This is a genomic window from Amycolatopsis sp. NBC_00355 (assembly GCF_036104975.1).
Taxonomy (GTDB): domain Bacteria; phylum Actinomycetota; class Actinomycetes; order Mycobacteriales; family Pseudonocardiaceae; genus Amycolatopsis.
Map to the genome: position 1 here is coordinate 4,922,772 of NZ_CP107982.1, position 16,823 is coordinate 4,939,594.

Annotated in this window: 15 protein-coding genes and 1 pseudogene; 4 read left to right on the forward strand and 12 right to left on the reverse strand. The window is 70.8% G+C overall.

Annotated elements, in window-relative coordinates; translation table 11 throughout:
• Nucleotides 1–225 precede the first annotated feature (225 nt).
• From OHS18_RS21670 to OHS18_RS21710, 9 genes are all read right to left on the reverse strand, one after another.
• On the reverse strand, nucleotides 226–1,053 hold the full coding sequence (locus OHS18_RS21670) for a carbohydrate ABC transporter permease (RefSeq protein ID WP_328618294.1): 828 nt from the start codon (nucleotides 1,051–1,053) through the stop codon (nucleotides 226–228).
• Complete coding sequence (locus OHS18_RS21675) at nucleotides 1,043–1,927, reverse strand: carbohydrate ABC transporter permease (RefSeq protein WP_328618295.1); 885 nt, start codon at nucleotides 1,925–1,927, stop codon at nucleotides 1,043–1,045. Before OHS18_RS21675 ends, OHS18_RS21670 begins: the two co-directional genes overlap by 11 nt.
• A complete protein-coding gene (locus tag OHS18_RS21680; protein ID WP_328618296.1) occupies nucleotides 1,924–3,216 on the reverse strand; it encodes an ABC transporter substrate-binding protein in 1,293 nt (430 codons plus the stop codon). The genes OHS18_RS21675 and OHS18_RS21680 overlap by 4 nt, the downstream gene beginning before the upstream one ends.
• A gap of 94 nt (nucleotides 3,217–3,310) precedes the next feature.
• Nucleotides 3,311–4,366, reverse strand: coding sequence for a LacI family DNA-binding transcriptional regulator (locus OHS18_RS21685; RefSeq protein ID WP_328618297.1), 1,056 nt, complete (start codon nucleotides 4,364–4,366; stop codon nucleotides 3,311–3,313).
• A gap of 57 nt (nucleotides 4,367–4,423) precedes the next feature.
• Nucleotides 4,424–6,046 (reverse strand): FAD-dependent oxidoreductase, encoded by a 1,623-nt coding sequence (locus tag OHS18_RS21690; protein ID WP_328618298.1) that lies wholly within the window; start codon nucleotides 6,044–6,046, stop codon nucleotides 4,424–4,426.
• Between the two features lie 170 nt (nucleotides 6,047–6,216).
• On the reverse strand, nucleotides 6,217–7,368 hold the full coding sequence (locus OHS18_RS21695; RefSeq protein ID WP_328618299.1) for a 4-hydroxybenzoate 3-monooxygenase: 1,152 nt from the start codon (nucleotides 7,366–7,368) through the stop codon (nucleotides 6,217–6,219).
• Between the two features lie 72 nt (nucleotides 7,369–7,440).
• Nucleotides 7,441–8,184, reverse strand: a complete 744-nt coding sequence (locus tag OHS18_RS21700; protein WP_328618552.1) for an IclR family transcriptional regulator — start codon at nucleotides 8,182–8,184, stop codon at nucleotides 7,441–7,443.
• Between the two features lie 48 nt (nucleotides 8,185–8,232).
• Complete coding sequence (locus OHS18_RS21705; protein ID WP_328618300.1) at nucleotides 8,233–10,008, reverse strand: chitinase; 1,776 nt, start codon at nucleotides 10,006–10,008, stop codon at nucleotides 8,233–8,235.
• An 81-nt stretch (nucleotides 10,009–10,089) separates the two neighbouring features.
• Nucleotides 10,090–10,647, reverse strand: a complete 558-nt coding sequence (locus tag OHS18_RS21710) for an AAA family ATPase (protein ID WP_328618301.1) — start codon at nucleotides 10,645–10,647, stop codon at nucleotides 10,090–10,092.
• A 296-nt stretch (nucleotides 10,648–10,943) separates the two neighbouring features.
• On the opposite strand from OHS18_RS21710, the gene OHS18_RS21715 reads away from it, so the two are divergent.
• On the forward strand, nucleotides 10,944–11,366 hold the full coding sequence (locus tag OHS18_RS21715; protein WP_328449859.1) for a hypothetical protein: 423 nt from the start codon (nucleotides 10,944–10,946) through the stop codon (nucleotides 11,364–11,366).
• Nucleotides 11,367–11,370: 4 nt separating this feature from the next.
• On the opposite strand, the gene OHS18_RS21720 is transcribed toward OHS18_RS21715, so the two are convergent.
• From OHS18_RS21720 to OHS18_RS21730, 3 genes are all read right to left on the reverse strand, one after another.
• On the reverse strand, nucleotides 11,371–13,077 hold the full coding sequence (locus tag OHS18_RS21720; protein ID WP_328618302.1) for a serine/threonine-protein kinase: 1,707 nt from the start codon (nucleotides 13,075–13,077) through the stop codon (nucleotides 11,371–11,373).
• The gene (locus OHS18_RS21725) at nucleotides 13,074–13,901 is read right to left on the reverse strand and encodes a hypothetical protein (protein WP_328618303.1); all 828 of its coding nucleotides are present in this window, start codon (nucleotides 13,899–13,901) and stop codon (nucleotides 13,074–13,076) included. The genes OHS18_RS21720 and OHS18_RS21725 overlap by 4 nt, the downstream gene beginning before the upstream one ends.
• A 350-nt stretch (nucleotides 13,902–14,251) precedes the next feature.
• A complete protein-coding gene (locus OHS18_RS21730; protein WP_328449853.1) occupies nucleotides 14,252–14,515 on the reverse strand; it encodes a hypothetical protein in 264 nt (87 codons plus the stop codon).
• Between the two features lie 94 nt (nucleotides 14,516–14,609).
• Between OHS18_RS21730 and OHS18_RS21735 the strand changes: the two genes are divergently transcribed.
• From OHS18_RS21735 to OHS18_RS21745, 3 genes and pseudogenes are all read left to right on the forward strand, one after another.
• Nucleotides 14,610–14,858: a hypothetical protein gene (locus OHS18_RS21735; RefSeq protein ID WP_328618304.1), complete on the forward strand. Its 249-nt coding sequence runs from the start codon at nucleotides 14,610–14,612 to the stop codon at nucleotides 14,856–14,858.
• 94 nt (nucleotides 14,859–14,952) lie between these two features.
• A pseudogene (locus tag OHS18_RS21740) lies at nucleotides 14,953–15,278 on the forward strand (ArsR family transcriptional regulator); the annotation flags it as partial.
• A gap of 194 nt (nucleotides 15,279–15,472) precedes the next feature.
• Nucleotides 15,473–16,630 carry an EfeM/EfeO family lipoprotein gene (locus OHS18_RS21745; protein WP_328618553.1) on the forward strand — a complete coding sequence of 386 codons (1,158 nt, stop codon included), beginning with the start codon at nucleotides 15,473–15,475 and terminating at the stop codon, nucleotides 16,628–16,630.
• Nucleotides 16,631–16,823 lie beyond the last annotated feature (193 nt).

Sequence of the window (16,823 nt, forward strand, 5' to 3'; positions counted from 1 at the left end):
CCGAGCACTGTGGCGGCCGCGGCTCCGCCGAGGAAGGTTCTGCGATCGATCACGACTGCCTCCTGGGGCTTGTCCGGTGGGTCTGCTCGATGGGTTTCGTGATCCAGGTGGTTCCTGGCGGTGCGGGCGGAGCACCCTCGTACCGGGGTCGTACTCGGGTGATCCGCCCGTGCCGCCAGGGGCCGCCTGGGCGCGAAAACCGCGAGCAGACCCGCCGGACGAGCCCTAGCCCTTGAGGCCGCTTTGGGCGAGCCCTTCGACGAACTGGCGTTGCGCGATGATGAAGACCAGCAGCACCGGCACGACCGTGGTGGTCGCGGCGGCGAGCTGGACGTTCCAGAGGTGGCCGCCGTAGACGTCGACGTACTGCGTCAGCGCCACCGGCAGCGTGTACCTGGTCTTGTCGGTCAGGTAGACCAGCGGTTCCAGGAAGAAGTTCCACGTGTTGAGGAACGTGAAGATCGCGACGGCCGCCAGCGCGGGCTTCGCGATCGGCATCGCGACGCGCCGGTAGAGCCCGAAGCGCGACAGGCCGTCGAGCCGGCCCGCCTCCTCCAGCTCGCCCGGGATCGTGATGAAGAACTGCCGCATCACGAACGTCGCGAGCACGCTCGGCGCGCCGAAGATCGGCACGACGATCAGCGGCCAGTGCGTGTTCGTCAGCCCGAGGTCGTCGACCAGCCGGAACAGCGGGATGATCGTGACCTCGCTCGGCACCATCAGCCCGATGAGGATCAGCCCGAAGAACTTCTCACCGCGGAACCGGATGCGTGCGAACGCGTAGCCGGCCAGCGAGGAGAAGAACATCGTGCCCAGGGTGACCAGCACCGCGATGTACAGGCTATTGAAGTACTGCTGCGCCAACGGGAAGTCGGTGAACGCCGTCTTGTAGTTCTCCCACTGCGGCTGGCTCGGAAACAGCTTCGGCGGGTACGCGAGCACCTCGTTGGCCGGCAGCAGCGACGCCGTGATCATCCACCAGGTGGGGAACACAAACGGCACCGCCAGCACGATCATCACCACGTAGCAGGTGATCTTCGCCCTACGACTCATGGAACACCCACCGCCTCCGCATCCGCCACTGCAGCAGCGTCAGCACCAGGATCACGAGGAACAGCACGACGGCCAGCGCGGCGCCGTAACCGAGGTCGTGGTTGGCGAACGCCTGCTGGTAGAAGTAGAAGACGAGCACGTTGGTGCTGTCCGCGGGCCCGCCCAGGGTCAGCACCTGGATCTGCGCGAACACCTGCAACGCGCCGGCGACCGTGATGATCGCCGTGAGCAGCGTCGTCGGGCTGATCATCGGCAGGATCACCGAGCGGAACCGCCGCCACGGCCCGGCACCGTCCAATTGGGACGCCTCCATGATGGACGCCGGGATCCCTTGCAGCGCGGCGAGGAACAGCACCATGTTGAGCCCGACGTTCTTCAGCACCTGCACCACGATCACCGACAGCATCGCGCTGCCGTTGCCGCGCAGCCAGTTCGGGCCGTCGATCCCGATCGTCTGCAACAGCGAGTTGATCCCGCCGTTGTCCTGCAGCAGGAAGTTCCACACGATCGTCCACGCCACGAGCGTGATGACCACCGGTGAGAAGAAGATCGTCCGGAACACCGTGGTGCCGCGCAGTTTCAGGTTCAGCAGCAACGCGAGCGAGAGCGCCAGCGCGAGGTTCAGCACGACCAGGCCGACGCAGAAGATCGCCGTCGCGCGGGCGACCTTCGGCGCGGTCGGGTCGTCGAAGAGCTTCGCGTAGTTGTCCGCCCCGGCGAACGACGACGTCCCGGCCAGCAGGTTGACGTCCTGGAAGCTGTACCAGACCACCGCGGCCAGCGGCGCCACGACGAAGGCGAGGAAGCCGAGGGCCTGCGGGGCGATGAAGATCCACCCCGCGAGCTCTTCGCGCTTCTTCGACGTGAGCGTCACCGGCTCAGCACCGGGTCGATGGCTTGGCACACCCCGGCCAGCGCGGCGGGCACGTTCGCATCCGGCTTCCACATCGGGTCCAAAGCGGACTGGACGAGCGACGCGATCCGCGCGCTACCGGTGTGCGACGGCAGGACCGCGCCGTTCTTGATCCCGTTGACCACGACGTTCTGCAGCTGTTCCTGGCTGAACAACGGGTTCGCCTTCGCCAGGGTCGCCGCGTTGATCAGGCTGTCGCGCGCCGGCGGGAAGTACTGGCCGAGCTTCGCCGAGTTGGCCGGGTCGGTGAAGAACGCCAGGAAGTCCGACGCGGCCTTGGCGTGCTTGCCCTTCACCGGGACGCCGATCCCGGCCTGGCCGATGACCTGCGCGTTCGCCTTCGGCCCGGCGGGCAGCGGGACGATGCCCCAGTCGAACGGCTTGGCCTTGAGCAGCCCGGCGCGGCTGATCTGCGCGATGGTCAGGCCCGCTTCGCCGGCGAAGAAGTCCGCCGTGGTGCCCGGGCCGGGCAGCGCCTTGTCGGTGAAGATCGCCTGGTGCAGGAAGGTCATCGCGGACGTCATCTCCGGCGTCGCGAACCCGCAGGTCCTGCCGTCCGGGCCCCAGGCGTCGGCGCCGAAGCCGCGCCAGACCGAGGCGAGCAGCACCCACTGCTTGTACTCGAACTCGCGGACGACCAGGCCGGCCTTGCCGGTGTCGCGCGCGGCGACCTGGGTGGCGATCTGCTTGGCGGCGTCCCAGGTCCACCGTCCACTCGCGAGCAGCTGGTCCGGCGTCTCGGTGACGCCGGCTTGGGTGAGCAGGTTCTTGTTGTAGAACATGCCGAACGGCGACGTCGAGAACGGGTAGGCGAAGAGGCTGTCGCCCTTGGTCCACAGCTTCGTGGCGGACGGGACCAGTTCGCCGGCGTTGTAGCCCGCGGTCGCGCTCAGCGTGGGCTCGAGGTCGGTGAGCGCGCCGGACTGGACGAAGTCCGGGGCGTCGCGCTCGAGAATCCAGGCGAGGTCGGGCGGGTTGCCGCCGGACATCTGCGTCGTCAGCGCGGCCGAGTACGCGCTCGTGTCGCCCGGGACGACGTCGAACTTCACCGACGCGACCTCGGGGTGGGCCTTGCGGTACTCGGCGGCGATGGAGTCGAAGAGGGCGAGCTGGTTCTTGTCCGTGGTCCAGACCGTCATGCGCAGTGCGATGTTCGTGTCGTCGCCGGCGCCGCCCGAGCAGGCGGTCGAGGCCACAGCGACGGCGGACAACGCCGCGGCGATGAGCAGCCGGGCTCTCTGGTAGGCCACAATGCCTCCTGGTTATTCGAATTAGCAGCGACGGTAAACGTCTCGTTCGTAGGCTGTCAACAGCCAGTACGCCTAGTTTTGAGTGTGCACTGTGTTAGTGAATGTGCACTGTGGAGGGTGCTGCCGCAGTGGCACCTTCGTGGAACGTGCACGGCAGCAGCAGCTGCCGGGGCTTCGGATCCGCGAGCAGCTCGACCAGGACGCGCACCGCGTGCGCGCCCATCTCGTGGCGCGGGATGCGGAACATCGACCAGTCGGTGGGCGTGGTCGGCACCGCGTGCGCGGCCGGCTGCTGCGACGGGTCGGCGTCGCCCAGCACGACGAGCGAAAGGTCTTCGGGCACGCGCACGCCGAGATCGTCCGCGCACGCCAGGATGCCGTCGGCCATCGCCGAGCTCTCGACGAGCAGCGCGGTGACGCCTTCGTCGAGCGCCTGCCGCAGCGCGAGCGCCGGGTCGTCGGCGAGGAACACGAGCGGCGGCCGGCGGTGCTTGCGCGCCGCCGCCTCGTAACCGGTGCGGCGGTCGAGCGTCGGCTCGTTCTCCTCGGCGACGCTCAGCAGCCCGATCTTGCGGTGCCCGAGCCGCCACAGCCACTCGTGGACCTCACGGGTGGCCGCGACGTAGTCGGCGCCGACGTAGCTGATCGGCCCGGTCGGCGACTCGCGGCGGCCGACGAACACGAACGGGAACTGCTCCTCGACGAGCTGCGCGAGCTCCTGCGGGTCGTTGTGCCGGCCGAGCAGGATCGAGCCGTCCGCGATGCGCAGCCGGTTCGTGCCCTGGTCGTAGATGCGGCGGCGCCCGTCGCGGCGGCCACCGCTGGTGAACAGCAGCAGGTCGAAGCCCTGGGCCTCGGCCTCCTCCTCGATGCCGAGCAGGAACGGCCGGTAGAAGTCGGCCACGCCGGACGGGAACACCGACTCGTAGGTGAACACGCCGAGGATCTGGTTGGACTTGCCGCGCAGGCGGCGGCCCATGATGTCCACGGTGTACCCGGTCTCGCGGAGCACCTGCTGGACGCGCTCGCGGGTCTCCGGCGTGATGCGGAGGCTGTCGGAGCCGTTCAGGACCATCGAGACGACGGCCTGCGAGACGCCGGCCAGGCGTGCCACCTGGGCCTGCGTGACCCGGCCCGAACCCGCCGTCATCGATGACTCCCTCCAGCGCGACTGCCGCGGACAATCGGCACAGTACAGGCGGCACTTTCAGTACCCCCGCACTTCCGGCCACCGGCGCTCCACCCCGGCGGCATCCAGGTCGCGCGCGAACTCCTCGAAGAGCCGGCCGTCGGCCTGCACGGCTCGCGGCTCGACGCCCTCGCGCACCGCGAACGCGGCGAGCAGCCCGGCGACCTCGCCGATGTTCCATTCGACCGGGTGCAGCCGGAAGCATCCGTTGGTGATGTGGGTGGTGCCGATGTTCTTGCCCGCGGGCAAGAGGTTGGTCACCCGGACGGGCAGCAGCGCGCCGAGCGGGATCTCGTAGGGCACGCTCGCGACGTCGACGTAGTTGTCCCCGCCGGTCGACGGGTGCAGGTCGATCCGGTAGCTCCCGACCCCGACGGCGTCCGCGCGCCGGACCCGGCCGTCGACGCCGAGGATCTCCGCCGAGACGTCGTGCTCGGTGACGGTGGTGACCGCCTTGATCCGCCGCGCTTCCCGGACGTACGCCGACTTCGCGAGCCCGTCCTGGGTGCCCGTGACGTCGGGCCGCAGCTTGAGGCCGGGGAAGCCGGTGCCGCCGTCCGCGCGGGGCGCCTCGGTCTGCAGCCAGTACAGGACGGACAGGCTCAGCTGCTTGGCTTCGTGGTGCGCCTCTTTGACGGCGGCTTCGTCCGCGTGGCCGGGGATGGTCAGCGCGGGCTTGAGCCAGTAGTCGTTGAGCGGCCAGTTGACCAGGGTGATGTCGGAGTCGAAGGCGCCGTCGGCGTGCAGGCCGCGGGCCAGGATGCGCCGGAACGCCCAGAGTTCCTTGTCCCCCGCGTCGGCGCTCTGATCGGCGCTGACGGCCAGGGGATCGCCGGCCGGGTTGGGCACAAAAGTGCGCTTGACCGGGTCCAGGGTCCGCGGGTCGGGGGCGACGAAGCCGAGCAGCGGGCCGGGCCAGAAGTCCGGCTGGTAGTCGCGCCAGAAGCCGTACATCCCGGGCCGGTCGATGACGTGGTGCTCGCCCTCGTGGTGCGAAACGGCGAAGCAGTAGGTGATCCCCTGCAGGTTGGCGGGATCGGCCTGCGCCGGGGCGTGCGGTTCGCCGTGTTCGGACTGCGCTTCCGCGCCGGTGACGTGCTCGGTGCCGGTGAGCGGCAGGAGGTCGCCGTCCTCGGTGGCGTCGACGACGTACCGCGCGGTGACGGTGACGCGCTCGCCGCGGCGGTCTTCGAGGGTCACGGCGTCGACCCGGTCGCCGCTGGTCACGGCGTCGACCGGCCGGTGTTCGAGCAGGACGTCGATCCGCCCGGCGCTGCGGTGCGGCGCGAGCAGGCTCTCGACGACGGCGAGCGCGACGCGCGGTTCGTGGCAGAGCTTGCTGACCTTCCCGGCGCCCGGGTTCAGCTCGGCCTGGGCGGCGGCTTCGGCGCGCAGCGGGTAGTGGCGGCGGTAGTAGCCGCGGATGCCTTCGCGCAGCTCACGGTAGGTGCGGGTGGACCCGAAGCGCTCGATCCAGGGGTTCTCGTCGGGCGGCACGGCCTGCGCGGTCAGCTGCCCGCCGAGCCAGTCGGTCACCTCGGTGAGCACCACGCGCCGCCCGGCCTTGGCCGCCGCCAGCGCGGCGGCGACCCCACCGAGACCGCCGCCGACCACCAGAATCTCCGTGTCCAGTTCCCTCATGAGCCTTCCGCATCTCGCCACAGTGCCGGAGTAATACGAATTACTACCGGCGTATGGTGCGTGAGGAACCAGCCCGAAGTCAAGGGTGAGCGGGGTCTGCCGCGGCTTGTCGTGAGTGGTTAGGGCGGTTAGAACCGCCCTAACCACTCACGACCCGCCGCGGCAGAGAGCTAGAGCGGAACGCCCGCGTAGTTGTTGGCCAGTTCCGTGGACGCGGCTTCCGACGTCACCGTCCGCTGGAGCTGGGACAGCTGGAGCTGCGCGTCGAAGTCGTCGCCGTGGCGGTGCAGCATCGACGTCATCCACCACGAGAAGTGCGTGCAACGCCAGACCCGCTGCAACGCCGCGTCCGAATAGGCGTCGACGAGGCCGTCGTCGCCCCGGAAGGAAGCCGTGAGAGCCGTGGAAAGCAGCGCGACGTCGGCCACCGCGAGGTTCAGGCCCTTGGCACCCGTCGGCGGGACGATGTGCGCGGCATCCCCGGCCAGGTAAAGGTTTCCGTGCCGCATCGGGGTCGTCACGAAGCTGCGCATCGGCAGCACGCTCTTCTCCGTGATCGGTCCCGTGTGCAACGTCCAGCCCGGCACCCCCAGGCGTTCCGACAGCGCCGTCCAGATCCGGTCGTCACTCCACCGCGCGATGTCCTCGTCCGGCGTCACCTGCAGGTAGAACCGGCTGACGTGCGGCGAACGCATGCTGTGCATGGCGAAGCCGTCCGGGTGCCACGCGTAGATCAGCTCATCGGTCGACGGCGCGACGTCGGCCAGCACCCCCAGCCACGCGAACGGGTACGTCCGCTCCCAGACCTTCTGCCGCGGCATGAACGAGCGGCTCGGCCCGTGAAAACCGTCGCAGCCGACGACGACGTCCGCGTCGATCCGCTGCGCGCGCCCATCGGCGTCCACAAAGGACACCGACGGCGAGCCGGTGACGTCGTGCAGCTCGACGTCGGACACGGAGTAGAACGCCGGCCGCCCGGCCTTTTCCCGCGCCGCCATCAGGTCCTTGGTCACCTCGGTCTGGCCGTAGACCGTCACCGACCGGCCGGTGAGGTCCACAAAATCCAGGTGGTGCCGGTTCCCCGGCCATTGCAGGTGGATCCCGCGGTGTTCCATGCCCTCCGCGTCGAGCCGGTCGCCGAGGCCCACGTTCCGGAGCAGCTCGACCGTGCCCGCTTCGAGGATGCCCGCGCGGATGCGCGCCTGGACGTACTCCGCGGTCTGCCGTTCGAGCAGCACCGAGTCGACGCCCTCGAGGCCGAGCAGGTGGGACAGCAGCAGCCCGGCCGGGCCGGCGCCGACGATGGCGACCTGGGTGCGCACGCGGAACGTCCTTTCGACGGCTGGACCCCGAGGATGCCGCCGAGAGCACCCGTCACACCAGGGCATTCTCACTCATTGAGAGATTGTCCGCGAAATACCGCGCGCCGCGGCGAGCAGGGCCGGGATCTGCGCCCGCGCGTTCCGGCCGGTGGGCACGATCACCGACAGCGCCGCGACGACGTCGCCGGCCGGCCCGCGCAGCGGCACGGCGATGCCGGTCGTCTCCTCGTCGATGAAGCCCGCGCAGTACGCGTAGCCGTCGCGCCGGACGTCGGCGAGGAACCGCCGCAGCCGCGCGGGCTCGGTGAGCGTGGTGCGCCGATACGCCGGAAGCGGCCCGGCCAGCACCTCTTCCCGCAGCTCGGCGGGCGCGTGGGCCAGCAGCACGAGCCCGGACGACGACGCGTGCAGCGGCAGCCGCCCGGCCACCCGCGTCACGTTGACGACCGCGCCGGGCGCCGAAAGCCGCTCGACGAACAGCACCTCACGGTCCTCCAGGACGGCGAGCTGCGTGTGGTGCCCGACAACGGCGTGCAGGTCCTCCATGAACGGCAGCGCCGCTTCCCGCAGCCCGAGCGTCGGCGACGCGCGCGACGCCAGTTCCCACAACCGGACGCCCACCCGGACCCGCCGGTCGGGATCACGCCGCAGCCAGCCGTGCCCGACCAGCTCGTCGATCAGCCTCGACGCCGTCGCGACGTGCAGGCCGGCACGCCGCGCGACGTCCGACACGCGCAGCGCCGGCGTGTCCGGCCCGAACGTCTCGAAGACGCGGACGACGCGCGAAATCACGGACTCGCCGTGGGCCGGTCTCACCACGTCAGGCAGTGTGCCCCACCCGCCGGCGGGGCACACCGCGACGCGTCACGGCAGGGCGTTCAGGAACGGCTCGTGGCTGTTCTGGAACTCCCAGTTGTAGTACTTGTCCCAGTTGATCGACCACGTCATCAGCCCGCGCAACGCCGGCGACGCGCCGCCGCGCAGCGTGTACGAGCCGCAGCCGGTGCCCTTGGCCAGGCAGGTCACCGCCGTCTGGACGACGGACGGCGCGAGGTAGCCGTTGCCGGCGCTGACCGCCGCCGGCAGCCCGACCGCGATCTGGTCCGGCCGCAGCCCCGGGAAGAACTGGCCGGTGTTCGCCACGCTGAAACCGGCCTTGAGCATGTCGCCCATCGCGATCGGGAAGTCCGCGGCGCCCATGTTGTGGTACTGGTTGTCCAGGCCCATCACCGGGCCGGAGTTGTAGTCCTGGACGTGCAGCACGGTCAGCGAATCGCGTAGCGCGTGGATCACCGGCAGGTACGCGCCGGTCCGCGCGTCACCGCCGCCCGAGCCGCCGTAGAACTGGTAGCCGACCTGGACGAAAAACGTCTCCGGTGCCATCGTCAGCACAAAACCCGCGCCGTACCTGGCTTTCAGCGACTTCAGCGCGGAGATCAGGTTGACGATCGACGGCGTGGTCGGGTTGTGGAAGTCCGTGTCGCCGGCGTTGAGCGAGAGCGAGTGGCCCTCGAAGTCGACGTCGAGGCCGTTGAGACCGTACTTGTCGATGATCGCCGAGACGGAGCTGACGAAGGCGTCGCGCGCGGCGGTCGTGGTCAGCTGGACCTGGCCGTTCTGGCCGCCGATGGAGATCAGGACCTTCTTGCCCTCCGCCTGCTTCGCGCGGATCGCGGCGATGAAGTCGGCGTCGCTCTCGACGTTCGGGCACTCCGCGACCGAGCAGCGGTTGAAGCGGATGTCGCCGGAGGTCACCGACGTCGGTTCGCCGAAGGACAGGTCGATGATGTCCCAGGCGGCGGGCACGTCGGCCAGCCGGACGTAGCCGGAGCCGTTCGCGAAACTCGCGTGCAGGTAGCCGATCAAGGAGTGCTTCGGCAGGCCGGTGTCGACGCAGCCGGTGGTGCTGCCGGTGGCCGCGGCGGTGCGCGGCGACTCGCCGGCGGTGTTGTACGCGGCCACGGCGTAGCTGTGCGTCGAGCAGGCGGTCAGCCCCGTGAGGGTGGCGCTCGTCCCGGTGACGGTCGTGCGCAGCGTGCTGCCTTCGTAGACGCGGTAACCGGTGACAGTGCCCGCGCTCGCGCCCCAGCTCAGGGCGATGGACGAGGTCGTGACGGCGCCGACCGACGGCGTCCCGGGTGCTCCCGGCGTGCCCGGCGTGCTGCCGCCCGGGCCGTCGAGGACGACGTCGTCGGCGTAGTAGGTGCCCGCGCCGTACCAGCCGTGCAGGTAGAGCTGGGCCGACGTCTGGCCCGCGGCCGAGGTGAACGACAGCGAAAGCTGGTTGTAGGCGCCCGCGTTGCCCGACCAGGTCGACGCGCCGCCGGTGACGCCGAGGTAGACCGGGTTGCCGCGGACCCACGCGGACACGGTGTACGTCGTGTTCGGCAGCACGGACACCGTCTGCGCGCACTGGGCGTAGTCGGAGCCGGCCGGGGTGGCGGCGAGCGCGTAGCCGCCGGAGTGCACCGGCGTCGCCACGGCTGTGCCGCCCGAGCACGTCCAGCCCGACAGCGAGCCGGCCTCGAAACCGGGGTTGGCCAGCAGGTTGGCCGCCTCGGCGGCGCCTCCGCCGGCCACCAGACCGGAGAGCGCCAGCGCGAGGGCGGCGAGTGCGACGGAGAATCTGGAACGCCTCATCGGGTCCTCCAGTGGGGACGCGGTAGCACCGCGGAGAACCATATTGTCTAGACCACTGAGTGAAATGTCCAGACCAACTCGTCAGCAACCGACCAACAGCCGCACCACCAGGCGGGTGCGCGCCGCGCCGGCCCGGTCGACCACCTGGACGCTGCGCCACCCCGGCGGCACCCGGTCGGCGAGCAGCTCCTCCCGCCACTTCCCGGTGCGGCGGACGTGCCGTTCGAACGAGCGCGGCCGCACCATCCGGCCCCGGCTGCGCTGGCCTTCCAGGGCCTGCTCGGCGGTGGCGTCGACGAACAGCAGCCGCATCGAGCGCCCGGTCAGCCTCCCGACCAGGGCGAACAGCGCGCGGGTCGACGCCCGCGTCGACGGCTCGTGGACGACGAGCGGCCCGTCGGCGGCGATGGCCCGCCGGACGATCCGGAGCCGGTGCCCCGCGTGCACGAGCGGCCGGTACCAGCGGTAGGGCACCGCGTCCGGCAGCACCGTCGCCAGCCTCGCCCGGACCTGGTCGGAGTCGAGCACCGGCAGCCCCCCGGCCGCGTGCCGGAGCATGGTGGTCTTGCCCGCGCCGGGCAGCCCGGCGACGACGAGCAGGTCACGCGGTCCGAGCTCGATGACAGTGGGCGCGCTCATGTCCCGACAACGCCCGATCGAAGGTAATGGTTCCTTTACCTTCGACTCCGGTCCGTGACGGGGACGGTGACCGTCCGCACCGGCCACCCCGGCGGCGGGGCAACACCACTCCGCGGTGGGACCGGTTCTCACGTCCCGTGTCCGGCGTCACCCACTCGCCTGAAAACCCATGCGTGCCAGGGCATTCGACGGCCCGGAAACCGCTTCGGGTGAAGATCCTCCACGCCTCTTCCCGGCGTCTCGAAAATCCCTATCTTCTGGAAGGGACGCCACGGCCAGAACAGGGGAAAGGCACCATGACCCAGTCGCTGGAACTCCCACTCCAGGAATACTGTCTCGATTGGACACTCACCGGCGACGACGGCGGCCGGGTCGAAGTCACCCTCTCCGGTCAGGTGACCCTGCTCGACAACAACCGGTTCTACAAGATCGACGGGGTCGTCTACGTCGCGCAGGGCGACGCCGACATCCGCGCGGTCGGCAACCCGCGGCTGTCCGTGCGCCGCAACGGCGTCGAGAAGTCCGGGCGCCAGTGGGGCTGGGAGATGTGCTCGGCCCGCAAGAGCCTCGGCGCGCTCAGCACGATGGAGGGCTACTTCGTCCGCACCGGCTACTGGGCGCCCGCCGACCGCTCGATCCAGCTGAGCATGTGCGCCGAGCTCGGGTGGAGCCGGCGCAAGACCTACAGCCCGAACGTCACCGTCCGGATGATCGACTGATCTCTCACCGACCGAGCACAGTGGACTTGCGCCGGGCCGCCGCGACGACGAACCCGGCCGCGACGGCGCCCGCCACCGCGCACCCGGCGCCGAACCCCGCGGCCGGTTCGTGCACCCGCAGCACCGAGACGCACAGCCACACCGCGGCGCCGAACAGGACGCCGAGCACCGGCCCGGCGACCAGCGCGCCCCGCCCGCGGTGGCCGTTGCGGATGTTCCGCAGCACCGACTCCAGGTAGGCGAGGGCGAACAGCGCCAGGATGAGGCTGCCCGCCCCCATCGCGCTGGCCAGCGGGTGCTGCGAGGTGAGCAGCGTGAACGTCTGGGTGACGGTGCCGGTCTGGATGGTCGCGGTGACCGCCCCGCCGACGATCCACCGCGCCAGGCCCGGCAGCTCGAGCTGCGCGGTGAAGCCGTTGCCGGCGGCCTTCGCCGTCGTCTCGGCGGACCCGAGCGGGATCCCGGCGGCGGCCAGGTCGAGCGCGACCCGGCCGGGGTTTCCGGGGCCGGTCACCGTGAGCGGTTTGCTCAGGTCCACCTCGACCGGCGCCGACACGGGCGCCCCGCCGACGACCAGCGTCGGCGACGCCTGGTGCGGCAGCCGTTCCGGGGTGAGCAGGACGAGCACCACCAGCGCGATGAGCGCGGCGGCCGCGGCGAGCCGGAACCACAGCGTGGCCGCGTTCGACGGTGCTTCTTCGGCCACCGGCTGTTGCTGCTGCGGGATGCGCGTGGCCGACAACGTCGGGTCCGGCCCGGGCCGGACCGGCCGCGTCCGGGCGTCGGCCGGCGGGGCCGGCGCGGTCGGCGAGTTGAGCCCGGAGATCACCCGCGGCGTCAGGTGCAGCACCGGCACGCCGGCGCGTTCGAGCCAGCCCGGGCCGTAGACGGCGGTGGCGGCGCCCGCGAGGTCGGCCGCGAACGACTCGGCCTCCCGGTAGCGCGACTCGGGCTCGCGCGCGAGGCTGCGCATGATCACGCCGGCGATGGGCATCGGCACCCCCGCGATCGGCCGCGGGTCGGTGAACATGTGCTGGCGCATCATGCTGATCGCGCCGCGGGTGTTGTCGAACGGCAGCTGCCGGGACAGCAGTTCGTAGAGCACGGTGCCGGCCGCGTAGACGTCGGCCGCCGGGCTCAGCGCGTTGCCCATCGCCTGCTCCGGCGCGATGTAGGCCGGGGTGCCGAGGATCTCGCCGCCGTGCGTGACGAGCGTGGCGCCTTCGCTGATGACACGCGCGATGCCGAAGTCGGCCACCTTCATCACGCCCTGCGTGCTGAAGAGCAGGTTCCGCGGCTTGACGTCGAGGTGCAGCACACCGGCCCGGTGCGCCGCGTGCAGCCCGGCGAGCATCGCCAGGCCGATCGCGCACGCCTGCTCGCCGCTGACGCCACCGCCGTGGAACCGACTGTGCACGGTGCCGCCGTCGAGCCGTTCCATCACCAGCAGGTGCTCGCGCCCGGTGCGGACGTAGTCGTACACCGGCACGATGTGCGGGTGGTCCAGGCTGGCCAGCACCCGCGCCTCGCGGTCGAACAGCTCGCTGCTCGCGGCGTGGTTGAGCACGTCCCAGGGCAGCTGCTTGATCGCGACGCTGCGGCCCAGCGTCCGGTGCGTCCCGGCGAACACGACACCCATGCCGCCTTCGCCGATCTCGGCGCCGATGTCGTACTGCGGGAGCGCGGCGATCAGGTCCGCGGGTGCGCTCATCGGGTGCGGTCCCGGGTCGCGGGGACGCGCATCCGGACGGTCTGGTCGCCAGTACCGTCTCTCGGGCCTTCTCCCGGGGTTTCGTAGGCGGGCTCCGGGGCCGGCTTCACCGGGTTGGGCGTCAGGTACCCCAGCAGGAACGCGATCGCCGCGGCGCCGAGCACCACCGGGATCTCGATCGCCGGCTCCGGCGGGACCAGCCGCAGCACCGACAGCGTGATCACCGCGACCAGGCCGGTACCGAACCCGGCGGGCAGGAACCGCAGGCCGCGACGCCAGCGGTTGGCGGCCAGGCGGTGCCGGGCCAGCGCGAGCAGCGCCGTCAGCCAGGCCAGGATCGTGAGCACGAGCATCGCCAGGCCGAAGACGCCGTAGACCGACCAGAACGAGCCGCGGACGTCGGCGACCGTGGTCGCCTCGCCGAGCGTCGCGCGCCCGGCGTCGAGCAGCTCGACCGACGACGGCAGCAGCCCGGTCGCCTGCCCGGACAGGTCACCGAGGTCGAGCACGAACGTCCGGCTCACCTTGCCCCGCGCCGGCACCTCGAACGGCGCCGTCGTGTCGTAGGCGAAGAAGGTGAGCGCGAGAGCGACGCCGGACACGCGCACGCTGCGGACCCGCACCGGTGTGTTGCCGGTGTTGGTGGCCACGACCTCGAGCTTGACCTGGCTCGCCGGGTCGATCGGGACGGTGGCGTCCGCGATCGGCCGGTCGTCGATCGACACCTGCAGTCCGAGCGAACCCGACTCCGCCGAGGCGGGCGGTGCGCCGAGCAGCACCGCGCACAAACCCAACGCAACCCCCGCCGCGATGACACGTCCCATTGGGCATCCCCTACTTGCGTAATCCGACTGGTCCGGAATGCTACAGCGAGCACACACCCGGGGAGGGACGTTCCGATGCGTTACGTGGTTCGGTTGTTTTTCGGCGCGCTGGCCGGAGCGTTGCTCCTGGTCCTGTTCGCATTCGGCGCCAGCGCACAAGTTCCTCCATCGGTTGGTTTGAAACCGTCGAGCGGACCCGCGGGCAGCTCTTTCACTATTTCCTGGAACGGTTTCCCGACCTGCCGGGTCATCAATTTCTTCTGGGCGGGCAGTTCCCTCGGGTCACAGGTAGCCCCGAAGGTCAGCGGCCAGTTCCCCACGGCGGTCCCCGCCGGAGCGAAGCCGGGTTCCTACACGGTCACGGCCACCTGCACGAGCCAGAAGGAGACGGCCAGCGGCACGTTCGTCGTCACCGGGGTCACGACCACCACCCCGCCGCCGCCGGTGACCACGACGCCGGTCACGCCGCCACCCGTCACCACGCGGCCGTCGAAGCCCGGGGGCCCCACCACCACCCCGCCGTCCACGACGACCACCCCGCCCACGACCACGAGCACGCCGCCGACGTCGACCACCCCGACCACGCCCGGCACCCCGCCCGCGACCACCAGCACCGCGCCGAAGCCGGGTGAGCTCGTCCTGGACCGGCCGAGCGTCCAGCCCGGCGACGAGCTCTCGGCGTCCGGACGGGGCTGCGAGCCCGGCCGGATGGTGACGCTGACGGCCGACGGCGCCGAGGTCGGCTCCGCCTACACCGACAGCACGGGCGCCTTCACCGCGCCGGTCGAGTTCACCCGGATCGAAGCGGGGCCGCACACGGTGGTCGCCGACTGCGGGGTGCGGCTGACCGGCACGGTCGACCAGGTCGTGACCCGCTCGTCCGGCGGGCAGACGAGCACGCTGGTGATCCTGGTGTTCTTCGTGCTGGCCGGCATCGCGGTGATCCGTTTCCCGTAAGCGCCCCGGTTGACATGCAAAGGTCCTGATGGACGAGGTGTCCAAGGCGCCGGCCGATCCCAGCGGCCGCGCCGGTCATGACGTCCCGGGGAAAGCACCGATGAACGAATTCGCGTACACGACCTACATCAGCACCACTCCGGAAAAACTCTGGCGTTCCTTCGAGACGGACTGGGAAAAGGCTCGCCGATGACCTGGACGGAATGCGCGCGAAAACGAGTAACCCGGAACAGGCCGTCCTCGAATCCGATCCCTACCGCCGGCTCTCCCGCACCTGGCACACCTTCACCCGGGAATGGGCGAAAGGCCACGGCTTCGACGACAGCACGACCCTGTCGATGTGCAGCCAGGGGCCGGCCCGCGCTGCTGTCAAGCCTGACGACGCTCCTGGAGACCGGCGTCCCTCTTCCGCGATCATGACTTACCGGACTAAAAAGACACATCAGGCACAGTAGAACGTCTGAATCCTCCCCTTTTCGGGAGCGTGGTGTTGAAGTCCCGGTGAATTTCCTACTCTCGGCGCCCTCCGCAGTGGTTTTCCGGGCGTTAGGCTCGCATGATCCGTGACCGGAATGGTCCGATCGAGTGACGGGAGAGCGCGCGTGCCGGGGTCTGTGCGTACCCGCTGGATCGTGGCGGTGGCCGCCGTCGCCGTCGTGGCCGGCGCGGTCGTGGTGTTCTGGCCGCGCGACGCCGAGGCGCAGGATCCGGAGATCGCCGTGTCGCGCTCGTCGTGCGGCACCGGCTGGTCGGCCCCGAAGCCGGGCCCGCAGACGTTCCGCGTGCACAACACCGGCTCGGTGACCGCCGAGGTCGACCTCATCGACCCCGCCACGGGCGTGATCTACGGCGAGGTCGAGGGGCTCGGCCCGGCGACCACCCGGCCGTTGCAGGTCAACCTGGGCAACGGCAGCTACGCGTTCCGCTGCCTGCCCGAGGACGCGGGCGCGATCGTCGGGCCCGTCGCGCAGGTCAGCGGCGGGGCCGAGCGATCCGGCCCGGGTGTCGCGCCGGTGACGCACAACGACCTGCTCGGCCCGCTCAAGGCGTACCAGGCGCACGTCACCACCGGCCTCGGCGAGCTGGTCGCGAACACGGGCGCACTGAAGAACGCCGTCCACGGCGGCGACCGCACCGCGAGCGAGGCGGCGTGGCTGACCGCGCACCTGACGTACGAGCGCCTCGGCGCGGCGTACGACGCGTTCGGCGACTCCGACGGCGCGCTCAACGGCACCGCCGACGGCCTGCCGGGCGGCACGTCGGACGAAGGGTTCACCGGCTTCCACCGCCTGGAGTCCGGCCTCTGGCACGGCGAAGACCTCGGCGCCCTGGCCGGCGTCGCCGACCGGCTGGACACCGACGCCCACGCCCTGCAGACGTCGTTCGGCGACAGCCAGGTCGACGGCAACGACCTGGCCCTGCGCGCGCACGAGATCATGGAGAACACGCTGCAGTTCGAACTCACCGGCCGCACCGACTACGGCAGCGGAACCACCCTCGCGACGGCCCGCGCCAACCTCGACGGCACCCGAGCGGTCCTCGACGTCCTGCGCCCGCTGCTGACCCCGCGCTACCAGCAGCTCCCCAAGCTGGACACCTGGCTGACCCGCACCCAGACCACGCTGGACGCCGCTCACCGGCCCGACGGCACGTGGACCCCGCTGGCCCAGCTGGCCCCGAAGCAGCGCCAGAAGCTGAACGCGGACGTGAGCGAGCTGACGGAACTACTGGCCCCGATCGCGGCGATCGCCGAGCCGAGGAGGGTCTCGTGACCGACCGGCCTCGTTGTCTTGCTTCGCGGCGGGTCGCCGAGGGCGCGAAAGCCGAGCTGCCGGCGCCGACCACCGCCGGGCGAAGGAGGGTCCCGTGACCGACCAGCCTCGTTGTCCAGTGCCGCACCCCGCCGCCGCCGTGGAACAGGCCTCGCCTCTCCGGGTCACCGCCGCTGGGCTGCCTCGGCGTTCC